Origin of the sequence: Halobacillus karajensis (genome assembly GCF_900108515.1) — a bacterium.
In the GTDB taxonomy this organism is placed as follows: domain Bacteria; phylum Bacillota; class Bacilli; order Bacillales; family Halobacillaceae; genus Halobacillus; species Halobacillus karajensis.
In genome coordinates, this window is the sequence record NZ_FNWW01000010.1 from 44547 (window position 1) to 67887 (window position 23341).

Below are 23341 nucleotides of genomic sequence, written 5' to 3' on the forward strand. Positions count from 1 at the left end.
TAGGAGAGGCTGGTTTTATATATTTGTACAAAACCTTAATCATCAGCTTCCTAAGAATTAATCAAACGTTTGTTTAACTAGTTGTTTGTAGCGTTTGAAGTAATGAGGGATTTGCTCAGAGCGTAGTCCATTGGTCATCGCCTCTGCAATAGATTGGTTGTACCATTTCTGCCAATCGTAGCCAGCATTGAACTTTTTCCATACCTCATTTCCATGTGTCTGAATTTCTTTTTGTAAGGACTCTAAGTTATCAAGTTTGTCTGCTACAATTAATGATTTTACGTCAAAGGATGCTTCATGAACGGTATGAATCGTCTGTTGCTTTCTTTCCTGCCATGCTTTGCTTTTATCTTCTGTATGTGCAGCAACAAGCTGCCGTACGTCAAATCCGAATTCCTTTTCAATGTCATCAAGGGTGTAAGCCGTGTCTTCTGCAACATCATGCAAGTAACCGGCACAAATCAAGACATCATGAAAGCCTGCTTGTTTTAGTGTTTCTGCCACACGTACAGGATGGACAATGTAATCTTCGTCAGCGTTTTTCCGTTTTTGTCCACAATGAGCTTTGGTGGCGAATAATTTTGCTTTATCGATCATGGACTGCACTCCCTCTTTTATGTTCATGATAACAAATAAAGGGGCAGAATGATTGCAAAAAAACGCTAAGGTTGATTTAATAAGAATGGATATTATATAATTAATAGGTTTAATCAACAGGTTGAAGGGGATGCTTTGCAAATGGAAATGATTGAAGTACAAGGACAACCGCCTCACAACTCAGAACCCGTTGTCTTAATTATCGGGAAAATGGATGGTGTACATCTTGGGCACCAGTCTCTTCTTAAGGAAGCGGAAAGGCTCGCAACTGAGGAAGATAAAATAGCCGTTTACGGTTTTTCGGACCACCCGAAATGGGTGCTGAGAGGTGATGAATCATTTAAATATTCATTGTCGACAACAGCGGATCGACAAGAGCGTTTGGAGCAGTTTGGCGTCGATCGGTATTATCACGTCCATTTTACAAAAGAATATGCAAAGACATCTCCTGAGGAATTTGTTCTTCAGCACTTGAACCGGTTAAATGTCCGGCATGTTATCGTCGGAGAAGACTTCCGCTTTGGAAAAGGGAGAGGGTCTGATGCCGAAGGACTGGCTGAACTGTGTAAACAGATTGGTGCTGAGGTCTCTATTGTACCTGGGGTCATGCTTCATGACAGGAAGGTCAGTAGTACAGATATACGTAATCACGTGGCTCAAGGCCGTATGGAAGCAGCTCAGGCTATGCTTGGACGACCATTTGAAATTACAGGGGTCGTAGAAAAAGGGGAGCAGCTTGGCAGACAGCTCGGTTTCCCGACGTTAAATGTCGGTGGAATAGATGATTACGTTAAAGTGAAACCAGGTGTCTATCTTGGCCTTGTGAAAAAGGTGCAGGAGGCACCAGAATATTATTACACCTTAATCAGTGCTGGTTATCGTCCGACGGTGAACGGTGATTCTTATAAAGTTGAAGCGTATCTACTGGATTTTTCAGGAGACCTTTACGATCAAAGAGTGACCGTCCAATTCTTACGTCATATGAGGGATGAAGAGAATTATGACGGAATGGATGCATTGGTAGAACAGATGCACAAAGATGAAAAATATGCACGTACGATTTTAGGGCTATAATAAAAACTGACATGACATCATAGAAAGGAGTACGCACCATGGGGATTGTCGTTGTTGAAGTCTGTGATAGTAACTTGATCAATGAACTGGATATCGAAAGCATCATTGAATCGGAATACCCGGAAGTGGCGGTACTCATGAACGATTGTTTGTCCTTTTGCGGCATGTGTGCCCTTCGGCCGTATGCGATCGTTAATAACCACAGGGTTTTTGGAAAGACACCTGAAGAAGCACTTGATAAAATCCGGGTGAAGATTGAAGAAGAATTAGCCATTTACGCTGAGTAAGGCAGGGGAAGCATATGGAGTTTTTTGATTCTTTAATGAACAGCTTACGTTTACCAAAAAAAGAGGCAATGTTTCATTTGAACCGAAAAGGGATCACCAACACGATCGGGTATTTGTTCGTTTTGTTGCTCCTCCTTTTTCTGCCGGATATGATTACATCCATTATTTATTTAGAAACGAACGTGACGGAGATTTCCCGCGGTATGTATATCGTTCAGTTTCTGGTCTTTTATCCTCTCTTGATTGTTTTTCTCATTTTGGTAGGGGTGTCGGTTCTCGCGGGCGGTAGTTTGTTGATGCGGAAATTTCTTTCGCGAAAGCTTACGTATCAACAATTGTGGAAATTGACAGCCTATGCTTCTACACTGCCTCTTATTCTCAGCATTTTATTAAAATATATAACGGTACCGGATGCGTTCAGCGCCCTGATTTTTATTGGCATCTTCACCTATTATATGTACCGAATGATTACCGTTTATCCTAAAGCACCAGTTAAAACATGAATGTTTGGCTGGTGCTTTTCAATTTGCTTTTTTTTAGTGTATTATTTAGAATATTCATTATTTAATAAAAAGGGGGAGGTTCAATGACAAGAGCATTAGTCCTGCAATCCGATTTTGGAATTAGTGATGGAGCGGTCAGCGCTATGCATGGAGTGGCGCATTCGGTGGACCATAATTTGGCGATTTTTGATTTGACTCATGATATTCCGCCATTCAACATTTGGGAGGGGTCCTATCGTTTATGGCAGACCATGACTTATTGGTCAACGCAAACCGTTTTCGTATCGGTAGTGGATCCAGGAGTTGGGTCAACTAGAAGGAGTATTGGTGTGAGGACAGGATCTGGTCACTTTGTCATTACTCCTGATAATGGCACGTTGACTCATATTGAACGGACGGAAGGGATCGTTGAGGTAAGGGAAATTGATGAGAAGGTAAACCGTCTGCCTCGATCAGGTGAGTCTTACACTTTTCATGGAAGGGATATTTATGCTTATACCGGGGCGCGATTAGCAGCTGGCGTCATTACCTTTGAGGAAGTAGGACCTTCGCTTGATCCAAATTCCATTGAACGAATTCCAGTCAAGGAGCCTGAAATCGATGGGAACTCGGCTTTTGGAATGATTGACATTCTCGATATTCGTTTCGGCAATCTCTGGACAAACATACCAAGAGACTTTTTCAAGGAGATGGGGGTCCGTTATGGGGATACGTTAAGGGTCTCTATTTCCCATAATGGGAATGAGGTCTACAATAATTCCATGACATTCGGGCGCTCATTCGCCGATACTCATAAAGGTGAGCCCCTCGTGTATGTGAACTCGCTCGATAACCTAGGTGTTGCGATCAACCAGGGTTCTTTTGCCCGCGCTTATAATATACGAACAGGGTCAAATTGGACGATCCATTTTAGTAAATGACTTTCTGTTAATGTGGGATCGTTTTCTTATTGCCGAGAAACAGATATAGAGTGATGCTGAACTCAATCTTGACAGGGGTGGGCAAGTGTTTTTGTCCGTCATGAGCAAAATAGAAGCCAACCTTCTTACCTTATGCTACACTACCTTCATATTACGATTGTAGAGGAGGAGAATGATCAATGAAGACAGTTACGTTACATAACACCATTGAAATGCCGCAACTTGGCTTTGGTGTTTGGCAAGTGGAAGAAAAGGACGCGGTTCCTGCTGTTACTAAAGCGCTCGAAACAGGTTATCGTTCTATCGATACAGCAGCGATCTACGGCAACGAAAAACAGGTGGGTGAAGCGATTCGCAAGAGCGGTGTAGCTCGGGACGAATTGTTCATTACAACAAAGGTTTGGAATACGGACCAAGGTTATGAAAATACGTTGAAAGCTTTCGAGACTAGCCTTGATAAATTAGGACTGGACTACGTTGATCTTTATTTAATTCACTGGCCGACTCCTGAATATGATGAATATGTAGAAACTTATAAAGCGCTTGAACAGCTTAAGAAAGATGGCAAAGTGAAAGCCATTGGGGTATGTAACTTTGATATCGACCATTTGCAGCGTCTACTTGATGAGTGTGAGATAAAGCCTGCCGTGAATCAGGTTGAATGCCACCCGTATCTTGCCCAAAACGAATTGAAAGATTTCTGTCGTGATAATGGCATCCTGCTTGAAGCATGGAGTCCGTTAATGCAAGGTGGGGAAGTATTAAAAGATAATACCGTACAGGACATTGCTGAAAAGCATGGCAAGACGCCAGCACAAGTCATCATCCGTTGGCATTTGCAGAATGATACGGTTGTTATTCCAAAATCCATTACACCATCCCGCATTGAAGAAAACTTCGACGTTTTCGATTTCGAATTGAGTGTGGACGAAATGGCTGCAATCAACAAATTGGACCGCAATGAGCGAAAAGGTCCGAAACCATCTGAAATGAACGTACGCTAACATACAAAAAGACTGCCGGAGCTGGCAGTCTTTTTTTGAGAAAATTTATAACCATCCCCTTCGTTCTTATATAAGCTCTTATTCAGGACAATCAGTTGGTAGGAGGAGATGGTGAATAGAAAATCGCTCGCTTTCCGTTGGCTTGTGGCGATTTTCTCAGGACTCGTCCTCTGAAATTCACCTACCATACGATAGGAGATCATCGAACTCCTCTCCATGGTTGAGGGCTTGAGCAACTGAATACTTTTCACCTGGTACGGAAGGATGATTATCCACCCCAACTAGGCAGAGGTTTAGAGAATGACCTAAAATCTCACAAACATCTCGAAGTCAAACCCTCCACTACCCTGCCATTTAGTTGAATCTTTCACTCGTAAAACCCACTCAGTATTGGAGGATATGACCGTGAGAAAACGGGAATGGTTTCATTCCCGTGTTATTCCTGGGGGAATGGGGAACATAGGAAGGTCTATCTTTTTCGGTAAAGGGGTTTTGGTATGATTATTCGGTTCGGTTACGTTTCACATGCACAAAACTTATGGGAAGCGACACCTGCCAAAACGATGACATTTACCCGTTATCAACAATTGGGGCATGAAGCAGCGATGGATCAACTCCATCGAATTACAGAGATGAACTTGAAGAGAACACTTCGGATTATTCACTACAACATCGCTCATGAGATTAAGCTTTATCGCTTTTCATCATCCATCATTCCACTCGCGACGCATGATAAAGTGGAATGGGATTACATCGAACCGTTTCGTCATCTATATGAAGAGATTGGCCGGCTAGTCCAGAAACATAAGATGAGAACGAGCTTTCACCCGAACCAGTTTACCTTGTTTACAAGTGACCGTTCCCATGTAACCGATAACGCGATTCAGGACATGGAATATCATTATGCGGTGTTGAAAGCCATGGGCCTTTACCAGGAGTCACACATCAATTTGCATGTCGGAGGAGCCTATGGAGATAAAAAAGCTGCGGTCGAAAGGTTTCATAAGAATATAAAAAAACTGCCTAAACGGATTAAAAAGCAGATGACTCTAGAAAATGATGATAAGACCTATACAGCTTTGGAAACCTTGAATATATGTCAAAAAGAAGACATCCCCATGATGTTCGATTATCACCATTACATGGCCAATCATACAGAAAACGAGTCGCTTGAAGGGGTTCTTCCCCCTGTTTTTCATACCTGGGATGGGGTCGGAATGCCACCAAAAATTCATATTTCCTCACCAAAGTCAGATAAGGACTTCAGAAGTCATGCGGATTATGTAGATCCTAATTTTATTCGTCCACTTCTTAAAAAGCTAAAGGAATTAGGAACCCCTGTTGACTTCATGATTGAGGCGAAAGAAAAAGATCGTGCGCTTTTAAAGGTTGTAGAGAATTTTGCGAAATTTCGAGGTGTTAAAAGAGTGGGGGAAGCAACATTAGAGCTGTAACAATCATGAACAAGAAAGGGGAGCGGGACACCTGATTATGGTAAGGTGCTCCACTCCCCTTTTGGGCAGAAGAATGTTTTATTGCAGAATGTATTGGCTTCACCCTGCAAAGGATTTGATAACAAAGAATAACAACGTTGACCAGAATAGGTCGTTTGGAAACAGTAAATGATACTGAACAAATCCCTCTATCCTATCGGTAAGACCAGCCTGAAAATAAAAGGTTTGGCCCTGCTTTTTCAGTCATAGCTCCGACAACCCAAAAAGGTGGCCATGGAAAGTATAATCGATACACTGAAGAGAAGCAATGACCATAAAACTTCACATAGCGACAATAATATTGATTTCAACGATGTGATCGAAAGTAAGATTCATAACGCTACTGAACGGAGAAGGGATGTGCTGTGCCATGCCATCGTTCCATCCACAGCATCTAAAAATCCGGACAGCCATAGAAAAGGGGGAGCAAAGACATAGAAAACCGATGTGGCTCTTTTAAGAAGAGCGGTGTGTGATGCTCCCTTTGTTTTTGCTATTCTTCCGGAAGGGAGTTCTAAAATTGCCAGTGTCTTTTATTTTAGCTGGCGTTTTCGTCCTCGTAGAACAGTTGTATTTTCCTTTTTTTCGATCGTTTCTTATACACACGATTGACATAATCGTCCGTTAATTCTGCTACTTCCTTATGCAAGAATAAGAGAGGGATCATGTTCGCCAGTAAGACAAAGGCCAATATCAAGTCCAGAAACTGCCACACAAACTGAAGCCCGCCGATGGCTCCTACAAAAACCGACACGATGTAGACAACTCGCATGATTTTTGCCGCTCGTAAACTGAATAGATACTCTGCTTGTTTTTCCCCATAAAATACGAGGACACCGATCGTCGTTATGACGAAAAACATTAAAAATACAGTGATGAAACTGCTCCCGAAAGCATCTCCAAATTCCGTACCAATCGCGACATTAATCATGTTCGAGGCATCACTGCCTCCGACTTCTCGCCAGGCACCTGTGACGAGTACAGTTAAACCAGAAACAGTACAAATGACGATGGTATCAATGAATACACTGAAGATTCCCCAAAGCGCTTGTCTCGATGGGTGATCTGTTTTGGCTGCAGCGTGGGCAATCGGCGCTGTTCCGAGCCCTGCTTCGTTGGAATACAACCCGCGGGCGATTCCCCAGCGTAATCCCTGGGCTACTGCTGCCCCGGCGAAACCGCCTGTAGCTGAAATTGGTGTAAAGGCATGGGTGAATATAAGTCCAAACACAGTAGGTATTTGCTCAAAATTTGCCACGATCACGTAGAAACAGACGCCAAGGTAAATAAGTACCATCCCTGGCACCATTTTGTCAGTGACTTTAGCAATCCGCTTAATACCGCCAAATACAACGATGGCAATGGCGACACACATCACACCCCCTGTGATTTCCACGGGCCATCCAAAGGCTCCTTCTGTTTGAGTGGCGATGGAATTGGACTGCACCATGGTGCTTGGAATCAATTCTATCATAAGGAAAAAGGCAAAAGCCGTTGATATCCATTTCCATCCAAGTGCCTTTTTTATGTAATATTGAGGGCCACCGACCCAAATGCCCTTCTCATTCTTCTCCCTGTACTTCATTCCGAGCAGAATTTCACTATATTTTGTGGCCATTCCGATCATCGCCACCACCCACATCCAGAATAAAGCCCCTGGCCCACCTAATGAGATGGCAACAGGTACACCGACAATATTTGTGGCTCCTGCAGTAGATGCAAGTGCCGAGGTGAAAGCTTGAAATGGAGTGATGGTGCCTGTCTGTTTGGATTTTTTAAAAACTTTTCCAATTGTTTGATGGAGGATGTGTCCAAAAAAACGAAACTGGAAAAATTTAATTCGGAAAGTGAGGAAAATCCCCCCAAGAATTAAAAGAATGGCTAATGGATATGTCCATAGAAAATCAGAAACAGTTATAATTCCTTCTTTAATCGTGTTCCACAAACTTCCCAATGAAAATGCCCCTTTCGACTAAATAAGATACCCATATATTCCCTATGACGGGAAAGTTAAACGCAATATTGCGATAGAAGTGAGAAAATCATAGAGATGGCTTACACTAAAAGGAATAGACCAAAGGAGGGGTTCGATTGCTTATAGGTGAAAAGGAATTCCAGAACCATACGATGAGTAAGCTAATTAAAGGGGCTGTTGTACCACGTCCAATTGCCTGGATATCTACGGTTAGCCAAGAGGGTATAAGGAACTTAGCTCCATTCAGTTTTTTTACAGTAGCATCGATGGAACCGATTACTCTATGTTTTTCTATTGGGGGAGCGGAAACAGACAAAGACACTCTTGAGAATGTTAAGCAGACGGGGCAGTTTATTATCAATGTGGTGACAGAAACATTAGCCAACCAAATGCATACAAGCAGTAAAGTCTACCCGCCTGAGGTGGATGAATTTAATATGGCTGGAACAGAGTGGGAAGATGGAGACTTTGTGAATGTTCCTCGTGTCAAAGAATCCCCTGTCCATATGGAGTGTGAGCTGGACCGTGTGATAGAAATTGGGGAAGGACATCTTGTATTAGGGAAATTAGTCGGGTATCACATTCAGGACGAAGTGTATGAGGAAAAAGATAGAGTCGATCCCCGCCAGTTAAAGCCTGTGGGTCGAATGGCTGGTAATTATAGCTATATCCGTGACTTCTTTAAATTACCCAATGAAGACCTCCCCGAATAAAAAAATGGCGGGCCCCTAGGAGAGGCTCCGCCATTTTTTATTCTATCTATTTCCATAATTCGGTGTACCAGGTCTCCCAGTATTTGGTTATTCTATCCGAGGCTTAGTTGGGTCACATTCTGGGAATTCTCCCTGTGTTGTTTCTGCTAATTTATAGAGGTAGTAGCATTCTTCTCTTGCCATATGGTCAGCCATAAGGGTTGAGAAAGTTCCTAGGGCGACTTCGTTTAACTCCATTTCCTCCAACTCCTGAAGGAAGGTACGGAAAATCTTCATTTCTAATTCTACTTCATTGTTGAATCTGGTAAGCGCAGGGAAAGAGTGCTGGTTTGTTCGTAAATATCCCTTCATTTCAACGGCTTTTATGTAAAACTGGTTGAAATGCTGCCGAAACGTGTCACTTTTTTCCTTCAGACGCCTTTCTACGCTATCCATTTCATCATTGATTGCTCCTGCATGCCCAGAAGCATCCATAAGCCAGAGCATATGGTGATGCAGTTCATGAAATAAGGGCGGGATATCCCCTTTCCCAAGGAAACCGAGAACAAGCAGGTACTCTTCAAGCTCATTGACCATATGGTTCATAAATGTTGGACTCAGATGGATTTTGACTTTACCAAATAAAGAAGCCTCGATTAAGTTCAGCTTGAACTTATGGAAATCACGGGCTTTAACACCGACAGACCTGGAGAACTCGGCCATTTCATCTACTTCATCCTTTCGCACCCTCTTTAATAGATCATCCCATTGTTTAACGTATTCCTTAGCTTTTTCCACTCTTTGTTCTTCAGAGGGATAGAGAGAGTCCCGAATGAAACGGGCGTGATCACCTAAAATTTGCAGCCAGAATAAATGTTCAAATTTCGCTTGTTGACCATAATCCTTCATTATTCCATCACCCTTTTTTTATCATTCCTCCATTATGTGTATTCAAAGGTCGAGTCGTACATGACGGATAAGGAGTTTCTATCAGAATGCTTGAGCACATTCACTTTCAAGAGAAGTAAGGAAGTTGCTTCCTTTATTTCTGAGCTCACTAACTTTTATATGCCACACCAAGCTACCCAAGATGTCTGTAACGCGAGCCCTTAAACATCCGTCCAAAGAATGTCCCGATTTTTTAAAAAAAGTCTTCTCAAATGGAAGATCCTCCTATATACTACTGTATTAGGAGTGATAATACAGTTAATACAGATAGAACACACCGATGGAGGTGGCTGGATGTTTGAGTTGGACGTCAGAAGCCGAAAGCCTATCTATGAGCAACTCGTAGAAAAGCTGAAGCAGCTGATTATTAATGACGTACTAAAGGAAGATGAAAAATTGCCTTCTGTGAGGGAGCTTGCCCAACAATTAACCATTAACCCAAATACAATTCAAAAGGCATATCGAGAGTTAGAATCTCAAGGGTATATTTATTCTCTCAAAGGAAAAGGAAGTTTCGTCCATCCTTCAGGAAAGGTTAATAATGAAGAGGAGTTGAAAAAAGTGAGAGAAGAGTTGAAAAAGCTGTTTGCGGAAGCGATTTATTTAGGGGTGTCATCAGAAGAGATCGCCGCTCTTCTCCGTGAAGTTGAAGGAGGTCAAGAGAATGATTGAAGTTCAAAGCTTATACAAGTCGTTTGGTAAAGAAGCCATACTTAAAGACGTCAGCTTCCATGTCCAAAAGGGGTCGATTTATGGTCTGCTTGGCTCAAACGGAGCGGGGAAAACGACACTCATGAGAATTATCGCTGGAATCCTCAAACAAAAAAACGGGCATGTCCGCGTTCTTGAAGAAGAAGTGTTTGACAATGAGAGGATCAAACAAAAGGTTGTATTTCTGCCCGACAGTCTATATTTCCTTCCTCAATATACGACACGGCAGATGGCGGATTACTACAGTAAGATGTATGACAGTTGGGATGAAGAGCGTTACCAAAAACTAAAACGGTTGTTTCAACTGGATGAAAAAAGGAAAATCAGTCAGTTCTCCAAAGGCATGCAGCGGCAGGTTGCGTTTTGGCTTGCTATGTCATCCATGCCGGATGTCTTAATTCTTGATGAACCATTCGATGGATTGGATGCCGTGATGAGGCAAAAGGTGAGGAATGTAATGATTCAGGATGTCGCTGAACGCGAAATGACCGTTTTGATTTCTTCTCACAATTTAAGAGAAGTAGAAGATGTTTGCGACCATGTTGGTATTTTACATCAAGGTGAAATCCTGCTTGAGCGCGATTTAGATGATTTGAAGGCAGATGTTCATAAAATTCAAGTAGCTTTTCAGGAGGAAGCCTTCCATCCTGAAGCATCTGGTCTGGATATTTTGCATCAGGAAAAGCGTGGAAGTGTCTTCTTGTTGATTGTCAGAGGGAATGAAGGCGATATTTCAGCGGAAATGAAAAAGCACCGCCCGCTTGTCTATGATAGACTACCGCTCACTTTAGAAGAAATATTTATATACGAAATGGGAGGTGTAGGTTATGCGTTCGAAAACATTATCGTTTAATAAAGAGATCATTAAACAGGACTTCCGGAATGTCGGTTGGGTAAGCATTGTTTATTTTCTGGGGCTATTTTTCACCTTGCCGATGCAATTGTTTATGGAAATGAGCAGGGAGGAACCGCGCATTCCTAATGGTCATGGATTATTCAGTTCCATTTTTACTTATGAACTGCAATTGTTTTTCCTTTTCGTTATGCCAGTGTTAATGGCCGTCTTTTTATTCCGTTATCTGCACGTCAAAGGAGCTTCAGACTTCGCGCACAGTTTCCCAATGAAAAGAGGAAGGTTGTTCAATCACCATATTCTATCAGGAGTTATTCTATTAATTCTTCCTATTCTGCTTAACTATTTGATTCTTTTTATTACGGCAGGTGTCGCGGATGTGGAAAGTTATTATAAGGTGACTAATTTGAGTTACTGGTTATGGCTATTCAGTTCAATGACGCTCCTTATCTTTATGGTAGGCGTTTTTGTGGGCACTTTGACAGGGCTGTCTGCTGTACAAGGAATACTCACATATATTTTATTAGTTTTACCCGCCGGTTTATATACCTTAATTGCTTTTCATTTAAGTTCCTATATCAAAGGATACTCTGGGGACGTGGTGCTTGAACAATCCATTCAATATTTTTCTCCATTGGCTGATTTGGTAAAATTTCAGCGTTATGGGCCGGACACTGCAGAAGTTCCAGTTGGCACGATCCCATTAATTATTTATAGCGTTGTTATGGCTGTCTTTTATATTGCGTCTCTATTTCTATATAAAAAACGTCCGCTTGAATCAGCTGGCCGTGCATTAGCTGTGAGGGCTCTTAACCCAGTGTTTAAGGTGGGAGTGACGTTCTGTTTCGCTCTATTTGGCGGGATGTATTTTACCGTATCTCAATATGAATACGGCTGGATGATCACGGGGTATTTGATCGGTGGAACAGTCGGTTACGCGGGAGCTTCTATGCTTCTTGAAAAAACTTGGCGTATCTTTAATGGGAGACATCTTAAGGGATGGTTCGCTTATGGGGCTTTCACCGGTGCCTTAATTGCCCTGATTCCATTCCTTTGGCAAAACTATGAATCGTATGTACCGGAACGTAGTGAAGTAGATAGGGTCTATGTGAGCGGTGGTTATTGGCAGTATCAGAGTATGGTCAATGAAGAAATGGATATCCCATTCATTACCTCTCCGGAAGCTATTCAGTCGACGATTGATCTGCATGAACAGTTGATCGAAGTTAGTGATCCATTGGAAGGTGGCCGGGATTACTTCTTCTTCGTCTATCAAATGAAAGATGGAAGTGAAATTTACCGTCAATACAGTGTGGATGACAAAGAGGTTTCAGAAGCGAAGAAAGCTGTTTATGAAACTGAAGGATACAAGAACATTCAATACCCTGTATTAGCTCTTGAATCTGATAAAGTGAACCAAATTTCCATAGATTCCTATTCGGGGCAAGGGAGAAAAGAGTTTTATGATCCTGAGCAAATTACTGGTTTTATGGAAGCAGTAAAAGAAGATATTGAAGGCATGTCTTATGAAGACATAGTTACACCGCGCGGGTTGTATTCAGGTGTACACTTTACCGTTGATGGAGACCCTGACAACCCTTTTCATTTCCAACTTCATCTATCTTTTGAGAAGACGATGGATTGGTTGAAGCAAGAAGGATTTTATGAAGAAGCGATGACTTTGCCGGAGGATATTCATCGGGCTGATGTATATCGTTGGCCGCAAAACCACGACTTTCCACATACTGACGCAAGGTTTATTTTGGACCGTTTAAAAGAAGCGGGTGTAGAACCACTTGAGGTTAAGGGTAATGAGGAGATTGGCTCTCTAATGGAAGGGCAATCAAATCAGGAAAAGGGAGCTTACATTGTTGCGTTTTATTTCGATGAACGGTACTCCGATCATTATGAAGTATTAAGTTTTGACAATGGTCAAGCTCCAGGGTTTATTAAGGAACACTTCGAATAAAGGGAGAGAAAGAAGAAAATGGACTTTTGTGAGATGTATAAACAATATTATCATCGTGTCTTTTACACAGCTTTAAAAGTGACCAAAAACCCTTGTTCAGCTGAAGATATCCTTCAAGAAACGTTCATTAAGGCTTATGATAAACTTGAAGAAATCAAAGATGAGAATAAAGTGGGGGCGTGGCTTTCTACGATTGCTCATCGAAAGGCCATTGATTTAATTCGTAAGGAGAAGAGAGCCGTGCTTTTACCTATCGAAGAAATCCCACCGTCCCGTACCGTAGAAGAATGCTCAGACGTCGAATGCATCTGTGAACAACGCTGTTTAGAGGAAGATATAAAGAAACGTACCCTGATGCTAAGTCCGAAATTACGTGCTGTTTTTCAACTGAGTTATTACAAACAGTTACAGGAAAAGGAGATTGCCTATAACTTGAAGATTTCACCAGCAGCCGTTAAGTCACGTCTTCACCGTGCCAGACAAATGATGAAGGGAACTTTAGAGAAAGACATCCAGCACTCTTCTACAGCATAAACGAACGAAAGCAGGGTTCCAGACGGAATCCTGCTTTTTTAAAATGATTATGGTAAAATTTTCTGTTCACGTTAATGAAGTGGAGAGGCGGTGGGAATTTTGACAAAAACTTACGCACTTCTGATAGGTGTGCTTTTTTTGCTCTCCGGTTGTGGAGGAAACGGACAAGTACTTAACCTCCCCGAAAAGGATGGGGATATCCACTTTTATGCTTTTGTTGAAGGCGTGTCTAAGGAAAGGGAGACCTCCCCGGAATATGATCGAATCCAGGCACTTGTGATCGAAATGCAAACCAATGAGGCGATTGATCTTACCCAGGTTGATATTCAAGTCAAGAAAGAGGACACCATAGAGAAATACAAAGAGATTATTGATGGGTTTCCGACCTATGTCCTCCTTGATCATGAAGGAATCGTTTTGAAAACTTCAAACCTGGATGACGTGCAGGAATATGTGGAAAATACGCGAATTAAGCCTTAAGGGAACTTCTTTAAGAAAAAAAGGTGGATGCGTATGACTCTTATCTCATTCCTGGCAATTTTATGTGTAGGTATTAGTGCAGGGTTTATTAATGTCATGGCTGGAGGCGGTTCTTTGTTGACCCTGCCTATGTTAATCTTCTTTGGGCTGCCCTCAGCGGTGGCAAACGGAACGAATCGGATAGCCTTAATGGCTCAGAATATTGTAGCTATTATTTCCTATCGTAATGGCGGTTACTTTGATTGGAAGTTTAGTATAATCCTGGCGGTTCCTGCGCTGATTGGTTCGATCGCAGGCGCCCAAATTGCTATCGCTATGTCTGATGAACTTTTTAATCGCATTTTATCTATAGTCATGATCGTAGTATTAGTGATCATCATTTGGAAACCTCATCAAACCTTTTCGGCTAAGGCTATGCAGAAGACCTTGGGAAGGAAAATAGGGTTAATGATCATCTTTTTTTTAGTGGGGGTATATGGAGGTTTTATCCAGGCTGGTGTTGGCTTTGTCATTATTGCGGCCTTAACATTAATGACAGGGTTGTCGTTGGTCAAGATTAATAGTATAAAAGTTTTTATTGTAGCGATCTACACGTTATCGGCTCTTCTTGTTTTTATTATCAATGATCAGATTCATTGGGGGTATGGGATGACACTCGCCATTGGCACGAGTATTGGGGCTTTTCTTGGAAGCAAATTTGCCGTCAAGCATGGAGACAAATGGGTACAGCGCATTCTTATTGTTGCCGTCGTCGCCATGGCTGTAAAGCTTTTCTTTACATAAATCATTGGGATACCTGTCATACTATTGGATAAATGGAGGGGAAAGAAGACGAATCATCGGCCCATCCCTTAAGGGAATAGAGAAACCCGGCCAGGTATTCTGGTCGGGTTTTTGAATGGTCCAGGAAGAAGGAAAAAACTTCTGCTGTTTTTTACAGCCTCTTAAAGGGCTGGTGTCGGGGTCGGCTCCGCATACCCACTTTCATAGGCAGCATCAATCTTGTCTCTAATTTCTTTTATTGATTTCCCTTGTTGATAGTCGACGATTGATTGAGCTGCAATATCAAGACACACGCCACATTTTGTGCCATGATCATCCCAAACGATCCTTCCATCTTCCTTATTTTCATGGATAAAGCAATCATAGTTGTCTCGGTGGCCTACACTTTCCCCACATCCACAGTAACAAGGGATATTTTCCAACAGCTTCTTGTTTTTTGCCGCAGCCATATAGATGGTGTGCATCTCCTCTGGCTTTTCGTCCATAAATGCAGGGAGTGTATCCATCGACGCGGTTTCTTCACGAATATCGCCGTTTACATGTTCCACGTGGTTTTCCTCTTCAGAAGTACACCCGGATAAGGACGTCCCTATGAGAAGTGTAAGAATAAGCAGTATGGATTTTTTCATAAAAGTAGTCCCCTCTAATATTGTGATAGTTTCATCTTAAAGAGGGGGGGAAGAAGTTTCAATGCTTTTCTAGAAAGTTAGATCATCTGTCACAAATATTTAATAGGATGACGTTGCCCTCTTCTTGTAAAAAAAGCGCAAACTTTTACATAAGTTTGCGCAAATGTTGATTTCTTATTTACTTAACGTCTCAACGACCTGATCGATAGTCATTTCGTGTGCGATGGCACCGTCGATCGTCCAATGACTCGGATCATTCATTTGATAGACTTGGTTATTCTTAGCTGCAGGGGTATTCTGCCAAACGGAACTGTTTTCTAATATTTCGAAACCAGGTTCCCCTTCATTTCCGATAAGAAACACGTGATCGGCGTCTAGTTGTCCCAATTTTTCGAGAGAAATTGGATTCCATTCTTCTCCTTGTTCTGGAAGGTTCTGAATGAATTCAGGCTGGGCAATGCCCATGTCATCGTAGAAAATATTAGCACCATAGCGGTTTTTATCGAATACGTAGAACTGTTCGCCCATGGTCCAGATGAAAGCGACGGATTCGTCCCCTATGCTATCTTTCAGTTTATCGGAAGCTTCCTCGACCTTCTGGTCAAAATCAGTAAGAACTTGTTCGGCTTTCTCTTCTTTGTCCAGAATTTCACCCATTGTCGTCAGCTGATCTCGCCAATCTGCACTTGTCTTTTGTTCATAGACATAGGTGGGGGCGATGGCACTATAGTCTTCATAGCTTCCATTTTGCATAATAGAAGGGGAGCTGAAGATAATGAGGTCCGGATTTTGTTCAAGGGTTTGTTCTAGCGGAAGATCCCACCCGATTTTAGGAACATCTTTCAATTGTGGCTGTAGATAGTCAAGAACAGTCTCACCTAAAGACCATTGTGCCACAGGCTTTTCATCTAAGGCAATAAGGGAGTCTTCTAAGTATGGAGCAAGAATCCGCTCAGGGTTATCGGGCAGGGTAATTTCTCCTTCGGCATGTGTCAGTGTGCGTTCATCTGTTTTTTCATTACTGGAAGAGGATGAGGGCTTTTCGTCACTGCTACATCCGGCAACAGCTAGAATAAGGAGTAGAACACCAGTTATATATAAGAATGCTTTTTTCGACATTTATTGTGCCTCCTAAGAAATTTATGATAAGATAATGATAATCATTATCACTAGAAGTGTCAATACTAAGCAAGATACATAGAAAGGGTTGCTGGCAGTGGGGGAGCGAAGAGAACGTAGATATACAAAAATAGGCCAAGGGCAGAAAGGATATTGGCAGATAGGTCTGTTAGCTGCTGGGATTATTGTCTTGTTAGCTTTTTCAATGGCCTTATCAATTTCTGTCGGTGCCGCGTCTATTAACTTGGGGACGGTTTGGGAAGCTTTGTTTGCTTTTTCCCCTGATTCTCCTGATCATGCAGTAATCCGAGAATTGCGGTTGCCCCGAGCATTGGCGGGTGCGCTTGTGGGTGCATTTTTAGCTGTATCGGGAGCGATTATGCAAGGGCTGACACGAAACCCGCTCGCTTCTCCCTCTATCATGGGGGTAACTCACGGGGCCGCATTTGCTTTGATTATCGCCATCGTTTTCTTTCCAGCGATCAGTAATATCGGCATGACATTGGCTGCTTTTATCGGTGCAGGTCTCGGAGTTATTCTTGTGTTCACTATAGGTTCCTTGTCCAAAGGAGGATTGACACCTGCGAAGTTAGCGCTTGCGGGTGTAGCCATCGGTGGGATGCTCAGTTCTTTATCTTCCGCGATCTCTTTACACTTTCAAGTCGCTAAACAGATGAGCTTTTGGTATGCAGGAGGATTAACGGCAACCGATTGGGTTTCTGTCCATATTCTATTAGCAGCGGGTGTGGTCGGTTTGACCATGGCCTTATTCATCTCTCGGTCTGTAACTCTATTGAGCCTGGGAGATGATGTATCTAAAGGTTTAGGCCAAAACACGATGGTTGTGAAGGTGCTAGGAGTTATCGTTGTATTTATTTTAACGGGTGCAGCTGTTTCTGTTGCAGGAACTGTCGGTTTTATAGGGCTCGTTATTCCGCATATTGCCCGGTTTCTAGTTGGTACAGATTATCGCCTGATTATTCCTGTATCGGCGCTGTTCGGCAGTTTATTGCTCGTATTATCAGATATTGGGGCCAAGCTTTTGAATGCCCCCTTTGAAACACCGGTAGGAGCCATTACAGCATGCATAGGCGTACCGTTTTTCTTGTATTTGGCTCGTAACGAAGGGGGGAGAAATCTATGAGCAACAAGCGTTATCCGTTACTAATTTCAGCCCTCTTTCTGTTTTTATGCGTAATGGTACTGGTCAGTCTCAATATGGGGGTCGTTAAAATAGCTCCCCTTGATGTTTTTCGGACGTTGATTGGCCAGGGAACGGAACGCCAGGAGTTAGTGCTTTTTAATTTTCGATTACCCACAGTGGTCCTTGCCTTGTTTGTAGGGGCAGGTCTTGCCGTTTCGGGGGCAATACTGCAAGGGGTCACTCAAAACGACCTTGCTGAGCCAGGTATTCTCGGGATTAATACAGGGGCTGGATTAGCTGTCATTCTTTATATTTTCTTTTTTCAACAGTCGATGACGAGCGTTAGTGATCTGGGGATATATTTCCTTCCTCTCTTTGCATTTGGCGGGGCTTTGGCTGCTGCATTGATCATTTATGCACTTGCATGGGAAAAGGGGATTCACCCCATTCGTCTCCTGCTTGTCGGTATTGGAGTAAATGCCGGATTTAGTGCGGTACTGATGATATTCCAGGTGAAAATGAACCCACAGGATTTTAGTCAAGCTCTTGTTTGGCTTGCTGGGGATTTATGGATGGGCAATTGGAATCTAGTCTTAGCTGTTGTCCCGGCTATTGTGGTCCTGATCGGATGGACATTGTACAAATCACGAACATTGAATGCTATGAACTTGGGAGATTCGGTATCTATGGGACTTGGAGTCCGTGTAGAGAAAGAGCGGGGCGTATTCTTGATCCTTGCCGTTGGTCTAGCTGGATTGTCAGTGGCCGCTGGGGGCGGCATTGCTTTTCTAGGGTTGGTAGCTCCTCATATAGCACGCCGGATTGTCGGCCCTGGTCATGAACGCATGATCCCAGTGGCTTCTTTAATCGGGGCGGTGTTATTGGTAACAGCGGACATGATAGGAAAAAATATTATTGCTCCTGCTGAAATTCCTGTAGGGATTATCGTTTCCCTTGTAAGTACCCCGTACTTTGTTTACCTGCTTATGAAAACTTGATAGAAAAGGAGCCTTTACGTAATGGATGAAATCTATGATGTAACCGTGATTGGTGGAGGAACGACAGGTCTTTATTCGGCTTTTTACAGTGGAATGAGGGACTTAAAAACGAAGGTAATTGAATATCAGCCTCAATTTGGTGGGAAGGTCTCCTTCTTCTATCCCGAGAAAAAGATCTATGATGTTGGCGGTTTACCTGGCATTAGAGGAGAGGACCTTGCCTCAAACGTTACAGAACAAGCAGCGAGTGTGGATACGACTTTTGTTACAGGTGTAAAAATAACATCTATGGCTAAGCGGCAAGATGATATTTTTATCTTAAAAACGGAAAATGGGGAAGAGCACTTCTCTAAAACAGTGCTGATTGCTTCAGGTCTCGGTACATTTAAAATGCAGCCGCTGAGTGTGAAAGGAAGCGCACAGTATGATGGAAGACAAATTCATTATACGATTCAACATCTGGAACAGTACCGCGGTCAAAAGGTAGGAGTAATCTCACAGAACCGTGTGGGTATTGACTGGGCACTTGCGCTTGAAGCTGTGGCTGAGGAAGTTCATCTTTTAAATCGCGGGGATGAATTTAAAGCTGTGTATAAGTACGATTTGGAGAAGTTGGAAGCGTCTACTGTCAATGTTTATAAAAATTTAACGATTGAGGAACTGCGAGGAGCGGATGTAATGAAAGAAGCGGTTCTTTCAAACGGAGCGGTCCTGGACATCGACCACTTACTCATCTATGAAGGATTGCAAATCGATAAAAGCATGTATGAGGAGTGGGGACTGGAAACAGACAAAGGCCGAATTCCTGTTGGCACTGATATGTGCACAAGTATCAGCGGTGTATTTGTCGCTGGGGATGCAGCTGTCTATCCTTCTAAAACGATGTTGATCGCTTCAGGTTTTAATGAAGCGATGACTGCTGTAAATAGTGCAGCTAAGTACTTGGATCCGAAAGCGAAATCCCAAGTATACAGTACAGTGATCTATAAACATCAATAAAAGAACCCCCGAATCGCGGCTGACTGTTGCGGTTCGGGGGTTTCTTTTAGAACGGCTCTTCGCCAATAAAATTACAACACATTAAAGTAGCGTGCTTCTGGGTGGGCAAAAACCATTGCTGTGACAGACGCTTCTGGTTCCATCATGCACTCTTCCGTGAGTTCAATGCCGATCTCTTCTGGTCCGATCAACTGGAACAATTTTTTCTGATCATCAAGATCCGGGCAGGCAGGGTAACCAAAGGAATAGCGCTGTCCTTGGTATTTGGCGGAAAATCGTTCCTGCATAGTAAAATCAACCGGATCCGGGAACCCCCATTTGTCACGCAATTGCTGGTGTATCTGCTCGGCAAGCCCTTCGGCTGTTTCTAGCGCTAATGCCTGAATAGCATGGCTTTCTAGATAGTGTCCTTGTTCTTTTAACTCGACCGCACGCTTGCGAATTCCTTTGCCGGCGGTAACGGCGAAGAAACCGACGTAATCCATTTCTCCACTGTCTACAGAACGTAAATAGTCGGCCAGACATAAGAAAGGCTCTTTCTTTTGACGTGGAAAAGTAAATCGTTCGATTACTGTCTTGTGATCAGTCGAATCGTAAATGAGAACATCATCCCCATCAGACTGGGCAGGGAAAAATCGATACAGGGAAGATGGCTGGATCCATCTCTCTCTTTTGGCACGAGATAAAAGTTCATCAATGACACCTTTCAGGTGGACAGCTTTTTTGTTGCCCTCAGCCAGAAGTTTGTGGAATTTCCCTTTCAGACCAAGGTGATGACCAATCAACATCTGCATATTGATGTATGGTTCAATGTGTGCGACCGGATGATCACGAATGATGTGCTTTTCAAAATCATGGGGTTTATATACAGGGACGGTTGTAGAAACGGTTGATTTTGGTTTCGTTGCTACAGCAGTCCCGCCCGTATCCCTTGGGGCAGCATTTGCCGCTCGTGATAAGGCGGCTGCTTGTTTTTCTGCGTGTTCATCAAGGAATTGTCTGCGCTGTTCTTCGTTACTGAGTTGATTTGAGATCGCGAGACCGTCCATGGCATCTTTGGCGTAAAGGACGGGACCATCGTACTCTGAGGCAATCTTCGTATGAGTGAATTTTCGAGACAAGGCAGCTCCACCGACAAGAATCGGCAGGGAAATGTTCTGTTGTTTCAAGTCCTGCGCGGTGAGAACCATTTGCTGGGCAGATTTCACGAGTAGCCCGGAAAGTCCGACAATCGTTGGCTGCTCTTGTTGGATTTGCTGAATCAATTCTGCGGGTGTGACCTTGATGCCAAGGTCCACAACCTCAAACCCATTGTTACTCAAAATGATTTCGACAAGATTTTTGCCAATATCATGGACGTCTCCCTTCACCGTTGCAAGCAATACTTTTCCTTTTTTATTTGCTGTGTCGTCTTTTTCCATATGTGGTTCAAGATGAGCAACAGATGTCTTCATCACTTCGGCACTTTGCAGTACTTCGGCAACGATAAGCTGATTGTCGTTGAATAGACGACCGACTTCTGCCATTCCCTCCATCAATGGTCCATTGATAATCGAAAGTGGTGTGTCGTATTCCGCCAGAGCTTGATCCAAGTCGGGGAGAAGTCCTTCTTTTGTCCCTTCCACAACATAATGGGAGAGCCGTTCGGCTAGGGTCATGGTGGAAGTCGGCACCTTCGTTTCCTTTTTCTTCCCTCGATAAAATGCGGTAAATGATGCGAGAGTAGCCTCTTCCGTTTTAAACAGGAGTTCGTCAGCAAGGTCTATTTCCTTCTGGTCTATGGATGCGTAACGTTCCAACTTCTCTGTATTTACGATCGCATAGTCGAGTCCGGCTTTCGTGCAGTGGTATAAGTAAACAGCATTCAAAACTTCACGGCCTACAGGTGGAAGGCCGAACGAAACGTTACTGACTCCGAGAACCGTCTGGCAATAAGGGAGGTGTTCTTTGATGAGACGAATTCCTTCAATGGTTGCTTCTGCAGAACCGATGTACTGTTCATCCCCAGTACCAACCGGAAAAACAAGTGGATCAAAAATAATATCCTTAGGGCTGATGTTGTATTCTTTTACAAGGATGTCGTGAGAGCGTTTGGCAATTTCAAGCTTACGTTCCGACGTTACAGCCATTCCTTCTTCATCAATGGTCCCGACGACTAAAGCCGCTCCATACTGTTTTACGAGAGGGAGGACTTCTTTGAAGCGTTCTTCCCCGTCTTCCAAGTTAATGGAGTTGATTATCACCTTCCCCTGAGAGTAAGTCAGCGCTTTTTTAATTACTGCGACATCAGTAGAGTCAATGACGAGAGGGACCTTTACTTTATTGACGACTTGCTTCATGAAGGCTTCCATGTCCTCAATCTCATCGCGGTCTGGATCTGCCAGACAAATGTCGATCACTTGAGCACCTTTCTTAACTTGAGCACGTGCGATTTCAGAAGCCTCTTCGAATTTTCCTTCCGCAATCAGTCGTTTGAATTTCCTGGATCCAATGACATTGGTACGTTCCCCCACGAGGATTGGCCGATCGCCAGGGTCGTCATAGATTAATGGTTCAATGCCTGAGACCGCGTGTGCGTGACTCATCGGAGCTTTTCTAGGTGGGAATTCCCGGACAGCTTCTGCAATTGCTCGAATGTGATCGGGTGTTGTTCCACAGCAGCCTCCAACTACATTCAGCCATCCTTTCTCTGCAAATCCTGCCACTTTCGCTGCCAGTGATTCCGGTGTTTCATGGTAATGACCTTCTTCATCCGGCAGACCTGCATTTGGGTAACAGCTGACTGCTGATGTGGCGAGTTCAGATAAAGAGCGAAGGTGATCACGCATGAATTCCGGACCTGTTGCACAATTCAAACCGACAACGCTTGGTTTCATATGTTCAAGTGAGAGGTAGAAGGCTTCTATGCTTTGTCCGGCAAGTGTCGTACCCATGGGTTCGATGGTTCCGGAAACAATCAGCGGCAAATCTTTTTGTAAGGCGTCCTTGGCACGGGTAATTCCGAGAAAGGCGGCCTTTACGTTGAGCATATCCTGTGAGGTTTCTAGCAGCAGCAGGTCCACACCGCCATGAATAAGTCCGCGTGCCTGTTCTTCATATCCTTCTGCCAATGCTTCAAACGTGGTCCCTCCTGTAACAGAGAGGGTTTTTGTTGTTGGCCCCATGGCACCAGCCACATATCGTGGATGATCAGATGTGCTGAAACGTTCCGCTGCTTTCTTTGCAATTTTTGCTGCCTCGGTATTGATTTGTTCAGCCAGGTGGCCGAGGTGGTATTCGTCCAAAACGAGGTTTGTTGCACCGAATGTGTTGGTTTCGATGATATCTGCTCCTGCCTCAAGGTAACGAGAATGAATGGAATCGAGCAGATCAGGATAAGTGAGGTTCAAGTATTCATTGCATCCATCATACTCTTCACCACCAAAATCTCCGGGGGAGAGGTCAGCTTCCTGAAGCATCGTCCCCATTGCTCCATCGAGAATGAGGATTCTTTTGTGCAGCTGTTCTTCAAACCATGTTGATGCCATTGGAAATCTTCCTTTCACGTTAAAAAAAGTAAGTGAGCTCAAATTCAGATGAAAAGAACCTGACTTTTCCTTGGGGAGATCCAGGAATTTCCGTGATCTGAG

23 protein-coding genes are annotated in these 23341 nt (G+C 43.3%); 17 read left to right on the forward strand and 6 right to left on the reverse strand.

The window, feature by feature from the left end; genetic code table 11:
- Positions 1-57: 57 nt before the first annotated feature.
- Positions 58-597, reverse strand: a complete 540-nt coding sequence (locus BLW54_RS17025; RefSeq protein WP_035511111.1) for an HD domain-containing protein — start codon at positions 595-597, stop codon at positions 58-60.
- Positions 598-738: 141 nt separating this feature from the next.
- Between BLW54_RS17025 and BLW54_RS17030 the strand changes: the two genes are divergently transcribed.
- The 7 genes from BLW54_RS17030 (at position 739) to BLW54_RS17065 (ending at position 6316) form a co-directional block, all read left to right on the forward strand.
- Positions 739-1671 carry a bifunctional riboflavin kinase/FAD synthetase gene (locus tag BLW54_RS17030; RefSeq protein ID WP_035511000.1) on the forward strand — a complete coding sequence of 311 codons (933 nt, stop codon included), beginning with the start codon at positions 739-741 and terminating at the stop codon, positions 1669-1671.
- A gap of 38 nt (positions 1672-1709) precedes the next feature.
- Positions 1710-1958 (forward strand): YuzB family protein, encoded by a 249-nt coding sequence (locus BLW54_RS17035; RefSeq protein WP_035511001.1) that lies wholly within the window; start codon positions 1710-1712, stop codon positions 1956-1958.
- A gap of 14 nt (positions 1959-1972) precedes the next feature.
- Positions 1973-2461 (forward strand): DUF1189 family protein, encoded by a 489-nt coding sequence (locus tag BLW54_RS17040; RefSeq protein WP_035511002.1) that lies wholly within the window; start codon positions 1973-1975, stop codon positions 2459-2461.
- A gap of 83 nt (positions 2462-2544) precedes the next feature.
- Positions 2545-3381 (forward strand): SAM hydrolase/SAM-dependent halogenase family protein, encoded by an 837-nt coding sequence (locus BLW54_RS17045; protein ID WP_035511004.1) that lies wholly within the window; start codon positions 2545-2547, stop codon positions 3379-3381.
- Between the two features lie 179 nt (positions 3382-3560).
- A complete protein-coding gene (locus BLW54_RS17050) occupies positions 3561-4385 on the forward strand; it encodes an aldo/keto reductase (RefSeq protein WP_035511007.1) in 825 nt (274 codons plus the stop codon).
- A gap of 497 nt (positions 4386-4882) precedes the next feature.
- Positions 4883-5839, forward strand: a complete 957-nt coding sequence (gene uvsE / locus BLW54_RS17060) for a UV DNA damage repair endonuclease UvsE (RefSeq protein ID WP_035511012.1) — start codon at positions 4883-4885, stop codon at positions 5837-5839.
- A gap of 273 nt (positions 5840-6112) precedes the next feature.
- Complete coding sequence (locus BLW54_RS17065; protein WP_035511013.1) at positions 6113-6316, forward strand: hypothetical protein; 204 nt, start codon at positions 6113-6115, stop codon at positions 6314-6316.
- 100 nt (positions 6317-6416) lie between these two features.
- Here BLW54_RS17065 and BLW54_RS17070 read toward each other — a convergent pair whose 3' ends face one another.
- Complete coding sequence (locus BLW54_RS17070) at positions 6417-7832, reverse strand: alanine/glycine:cation symporter family protein (protein ID WP_074736044.1); 1416 nt, start codon at positions 7830-7832, stop codon at positions 6417-6419.
- Between the two features lie 137 nt (positions 7833-7969).
- Between BLW54_RS17070 and BLW54_RS17075 the strand changes: the two genes are divergently transcribed.
- Complete coding sequence (locus tag BLW54_RS17075; RefSeq protein WP_181949686.1) at positions 7970-8566, forward strand: flavin reductase family protein; 597 nt, start codon at positions 7970-7972, stop codon at positions 8564-8566.
- 87 nt (positions 8567-8653) lie between these two features.
- Here BLW54_RS17075 and BLW54_RS17080 read toward each other — a convergent pair whose 3' ends face one another.
- Positions 8654-9454, reverse strand: coding sequence for a DUF2935 domain-containing protein (locus BLW54_RS17080; protein ID WP_035511015.1), 801 nt, complete (start codon positions 9452-9454; stop codon positions 8654-8656).
- Between the two features lie 333 nt (positions 9455-9787).
- On the opposite strand from BLW54_RS17080, the gene BLW54_RS17085 reads away from it, so the two are divergent.
- The 6 genes from BLW54_RS17085 to BLW54_RS17110 all read left to right on the forward strand — a co-directional run bounded on the left by BLW54_RS17085 (position 9788) and on the right by BLW54_RS17110 (position 14823).
- Complete coding sequence (locus tag BLW54_RS17085) at positions 9788-10165, forward strand: GntR family transcriptional regulator (protein WP_035511017.1); 378 nt, start codon at positions 9788-9790, stop codon at positions 10163-10165.
- A complete protein-coding gene (locus tag BLW54_RS17090) occupies positions 10158-11057 on the forward strand; it encodes an ABC transporter ATP-binding protein (protein ID WP_035511019.1) in 900 nt (299 codons plus the stop codon). Before BLW54_RS17085 ends, BLW54_RS17090 begins: the two co-directional genes overlap by 8 nt.
- Positions 11032-13026, forward strand: coding sequence for a DUF6449 domain-containing protein (locus BLW54_RS17095; protein WP_035511021.1), 1995 nt, complete (start codon positions 11032-11034; stop codon positions 13024-13026). The genes BLW54_RS17090 and BLW54_RS17095 overlap by 26 nt, the downstream gene beginning before the upstream one ends.
- A gap of 18 nt (positions 13027-13044) precedes the next feature.
- Positions 13045-13560, forward strand: coding sequence for an RNA polymerase sigma factor (locus BLW54_RS17100; protein WP_035511024.1), 516 nt, complete (start codon positions 13045-13047; stop codon positions 13558-13560).
- Positions 13561-13659: 99 nt separating this feature from the next.
- Entirely contained in the window at positions 13660-14040 is a 381-nt protein-coding gene (locus BLW54_RS17105) for a hypothetical protein (protein ID WP_071410351.1), read from the forward strand.
- 33 nt (positions 14041-14073) lie between these two features.
- Entirely contained in the window at positions 14074-14823 is a 750-nt protein-coding gene (locus BLW54_RS17110; protein ID WP_035511028.1) for a sulfite exporter TauE/SafE family protein, read from the forward strand.
- A gap of 161 nt (positions 14824-14984) precedes the next feature.
- Here the strand turns inward: BLW54_RS17110 and BLW54_RS17115 are convergent, their stop codons facing one another.
- Both BLW54_RS17115 and BLW54_RS17120 read right to left on the reverse strand, forming a co-directional pair.
- On the reverse strand, positions 14985-15452 hold the full coding sequence (locus BLW54_RS17115; protein ID WP_035511031.1) for a PCYCGC motif-containing (lipo)protein: 468 nt from the start codon (positions 15450-15452) through the stop codon (positions 14985-14987).
- Between the two features lie 174 nt (positions 15453-15626).
- A complete protein-coding gene (locus tag BLW54_RS17120) occupies positions 15627-16571 on the reverse strand; it encodes an iron-hydroxamate ABC transporter substrate-binding protein (protein WP_074736047.1) in 945 nt (314 codons plus the stop codon).
- Positions 16572-16731: 160 nt separating this feature from the next.
- Here BLW54_RS17120 and BLW54_RS17125 point away from each other — a divergent pair, with 160 nt between their 5' ends.
- Genes BLW54_RS17125 through BLW54_RS17135 form a run of 3 tightly spaced genes read left to right on the forward strand, consistent with a single transcriptional unit; the run spans position 16732 to position 19712 of the window.
- Complete coding sequence (locus BLW54_RS17125; RefSeq protein ID WP_244153538.1) at positions 16732-17715, forward strand: FecCD family ABC transporter permease; 984 nt, start codon at positions 16732-16734, stop codon at positions 17713-17715.
- A complete protein-coding gene (locus tag BLW54_RS17130; RefSeq protein ID WP_035511036.1) occupies positions 17712-18713 on the forward strand; it encodes a FecCD family ABC transporter permease in 1002 nt (333 codons plus the stop codon). Before BLW54_RS17125 ends, BLW54_RS17130 begins: the two co-directional genes overlap by 4 nt.
- Positions 18714-18734: 21 nt before the next feature.
- Positions 18735-19712, forward strand: a complete 978-nt coding sequence (locus tag BLW54_RS17135; protein WP_035511038.1) for an NAD(P)/FAD-dependent oxidoreductase — start codon at positions 18735-18737, stop codon at positions 19710-19712.
- 71 nt (positions 19713-19783) lie between these two features.
- Here BLW54_RS17135 and metH read toward each other — a convergent pair whose 3' ends face one another.
- On the reverse strand, positions 19784-23239 hold the full coding sequence (metH, locus tag BLW54_RS17140; protein ID WP_035511040.1) for a methionine synthase: 3456 nt from the start codon (positions 23237-23239) through the stop codon (positions 19784-19786).
- Positions 23240-23341 lie beyond the last annotated feature (102 nt).

Bases quoted from the DNA above. Each gene is read 5' to 3' on its own strand.
- BLW54_RS17025 (WP_035511111.1), bottom strand. From the start codon at position 597: ATGATCGATAAAGCAAAATTATTCGCCACCAAAGCTCATTGTGGACAA.
- BLW54_RS17030 (WP_035511000.1), top strand. From the start codon at position 739: ATGGAAATGATTGAAGTACAAGGACAACCGCCTCACAACTCAGAACCC.
- BLW54_RS17035 (WP_035511001.1), top strand. From the start codon at position 1,710: ATGGGGATTGTCGTTGTTGAAGTCTGTGATAGTAACTTGATCAATGAA.
- BLW54_RS17040 (WP_035511002.1), top strand. From the start codon at position 1,973: ATGGAGTTTTTTGATTCTTTAATGAACAGCTTACGTTTACCAAAAAAA.
- BLW54_RS17045 (WP_035511004.1), top strand. From the start codon at position 2,545: ATGACAAGAGCATTAGTCCTGCAATCCGATTTTGGAATTAGTGATGGA.
- BLW54_RS17050 (WP_035511007.1), top strand. From the start codon at position 3,561: ATGAAGACAGTTACGTTACATAACACCATTGAAATGCCGCAACTTGGC.
- uvsE (WP_035511012.1), top strand. From the start codon at position 4,883: ATGATTATTCGGTTCGGTTACGTTTCACATGCACAAAACTTATGGGAA.
- BLW54_RS17065 (WP_035511013.1), top strand. From the start codon at position 6,113: ATGGAAAGTATAATCGATACACTGAAGAGAAGCAATGACCATAAAACT.
- BLW54_RS17080 (WP_035511015.1), bottom strand. From the start codon at position 9,454: ATGAAGGATTATGGTCAACAAGCGAAATTTGAACATTTATTCTGGCTG.
- BLW54_RS17085 (WP_035511017.1), top strand. From the start codon at position 9,788: ATGTTTGAGTTGGACGTCAGAAGCCGAAAGCCTATCTATGAGCAACTC.
- BLW54_RS17090 (WP_035511019.1), top strand. From the start codon at position 10,158: ATGATTGAAGTTCAAAGCTTATACAAGTCGTTTGGTAAAGAAGCCATA.
- BLW54_RS17095 (WP_035511021.1), top strand. From the start codon at position 11,032: ATGCGTTCGAAAACATTATCGTTTAATAAAGAGATCATTAAACAGGAC.
- BLW54_RS17100 (WP_035511024.1), top strand. From the start codon at position 13,045: ATGGACTTTTGTGAGATGTATAAACAATATTATCATCGTGTCTTTTAC.
- BLW54_RS17110 (WP_035511028.1), top strand. From the start codon at position 14,074: ATGACTCTTATCTCATTCCTGGCAATTTTATGTGTAGGTATTAGTGCA.
- BLW54_RS17115 (WP_035511031.1), bottom strand. From the start codon at position 15,452: ATGAAAAAATCCATACTGCTTATTCTTACACTTCTCATAGGGACGTCC.
- BLW54_RS17120 (WP_074736047.1), bottom strand. From the start codon at position 16,571: ATGTCGAAAAAAGCATTCTTATATATAACTGGTGTTCTACTCCTTATT.
- BLW54_RS17130 (WP_035511036.1), top strand. From the start codon at position 17,712: ATGAGCAACAAGCGTTATCCGTTACTAATTTCAGCCCTCTTTCTGTTT.
- BLW54_RS17135 (WP_035511038.1), top strand. From the start codon at position 18,735: ATGGATGAAATCTATGATGTAACCGTGATTGGTGGAGGAACGACAGGT.
- metH (WP_035511040.1), bottom strand. From the start codon at position 23,239: ATGGCATCAACATGGTTTGAAGAACAGCTGCACAAAAGAATCCTCATT.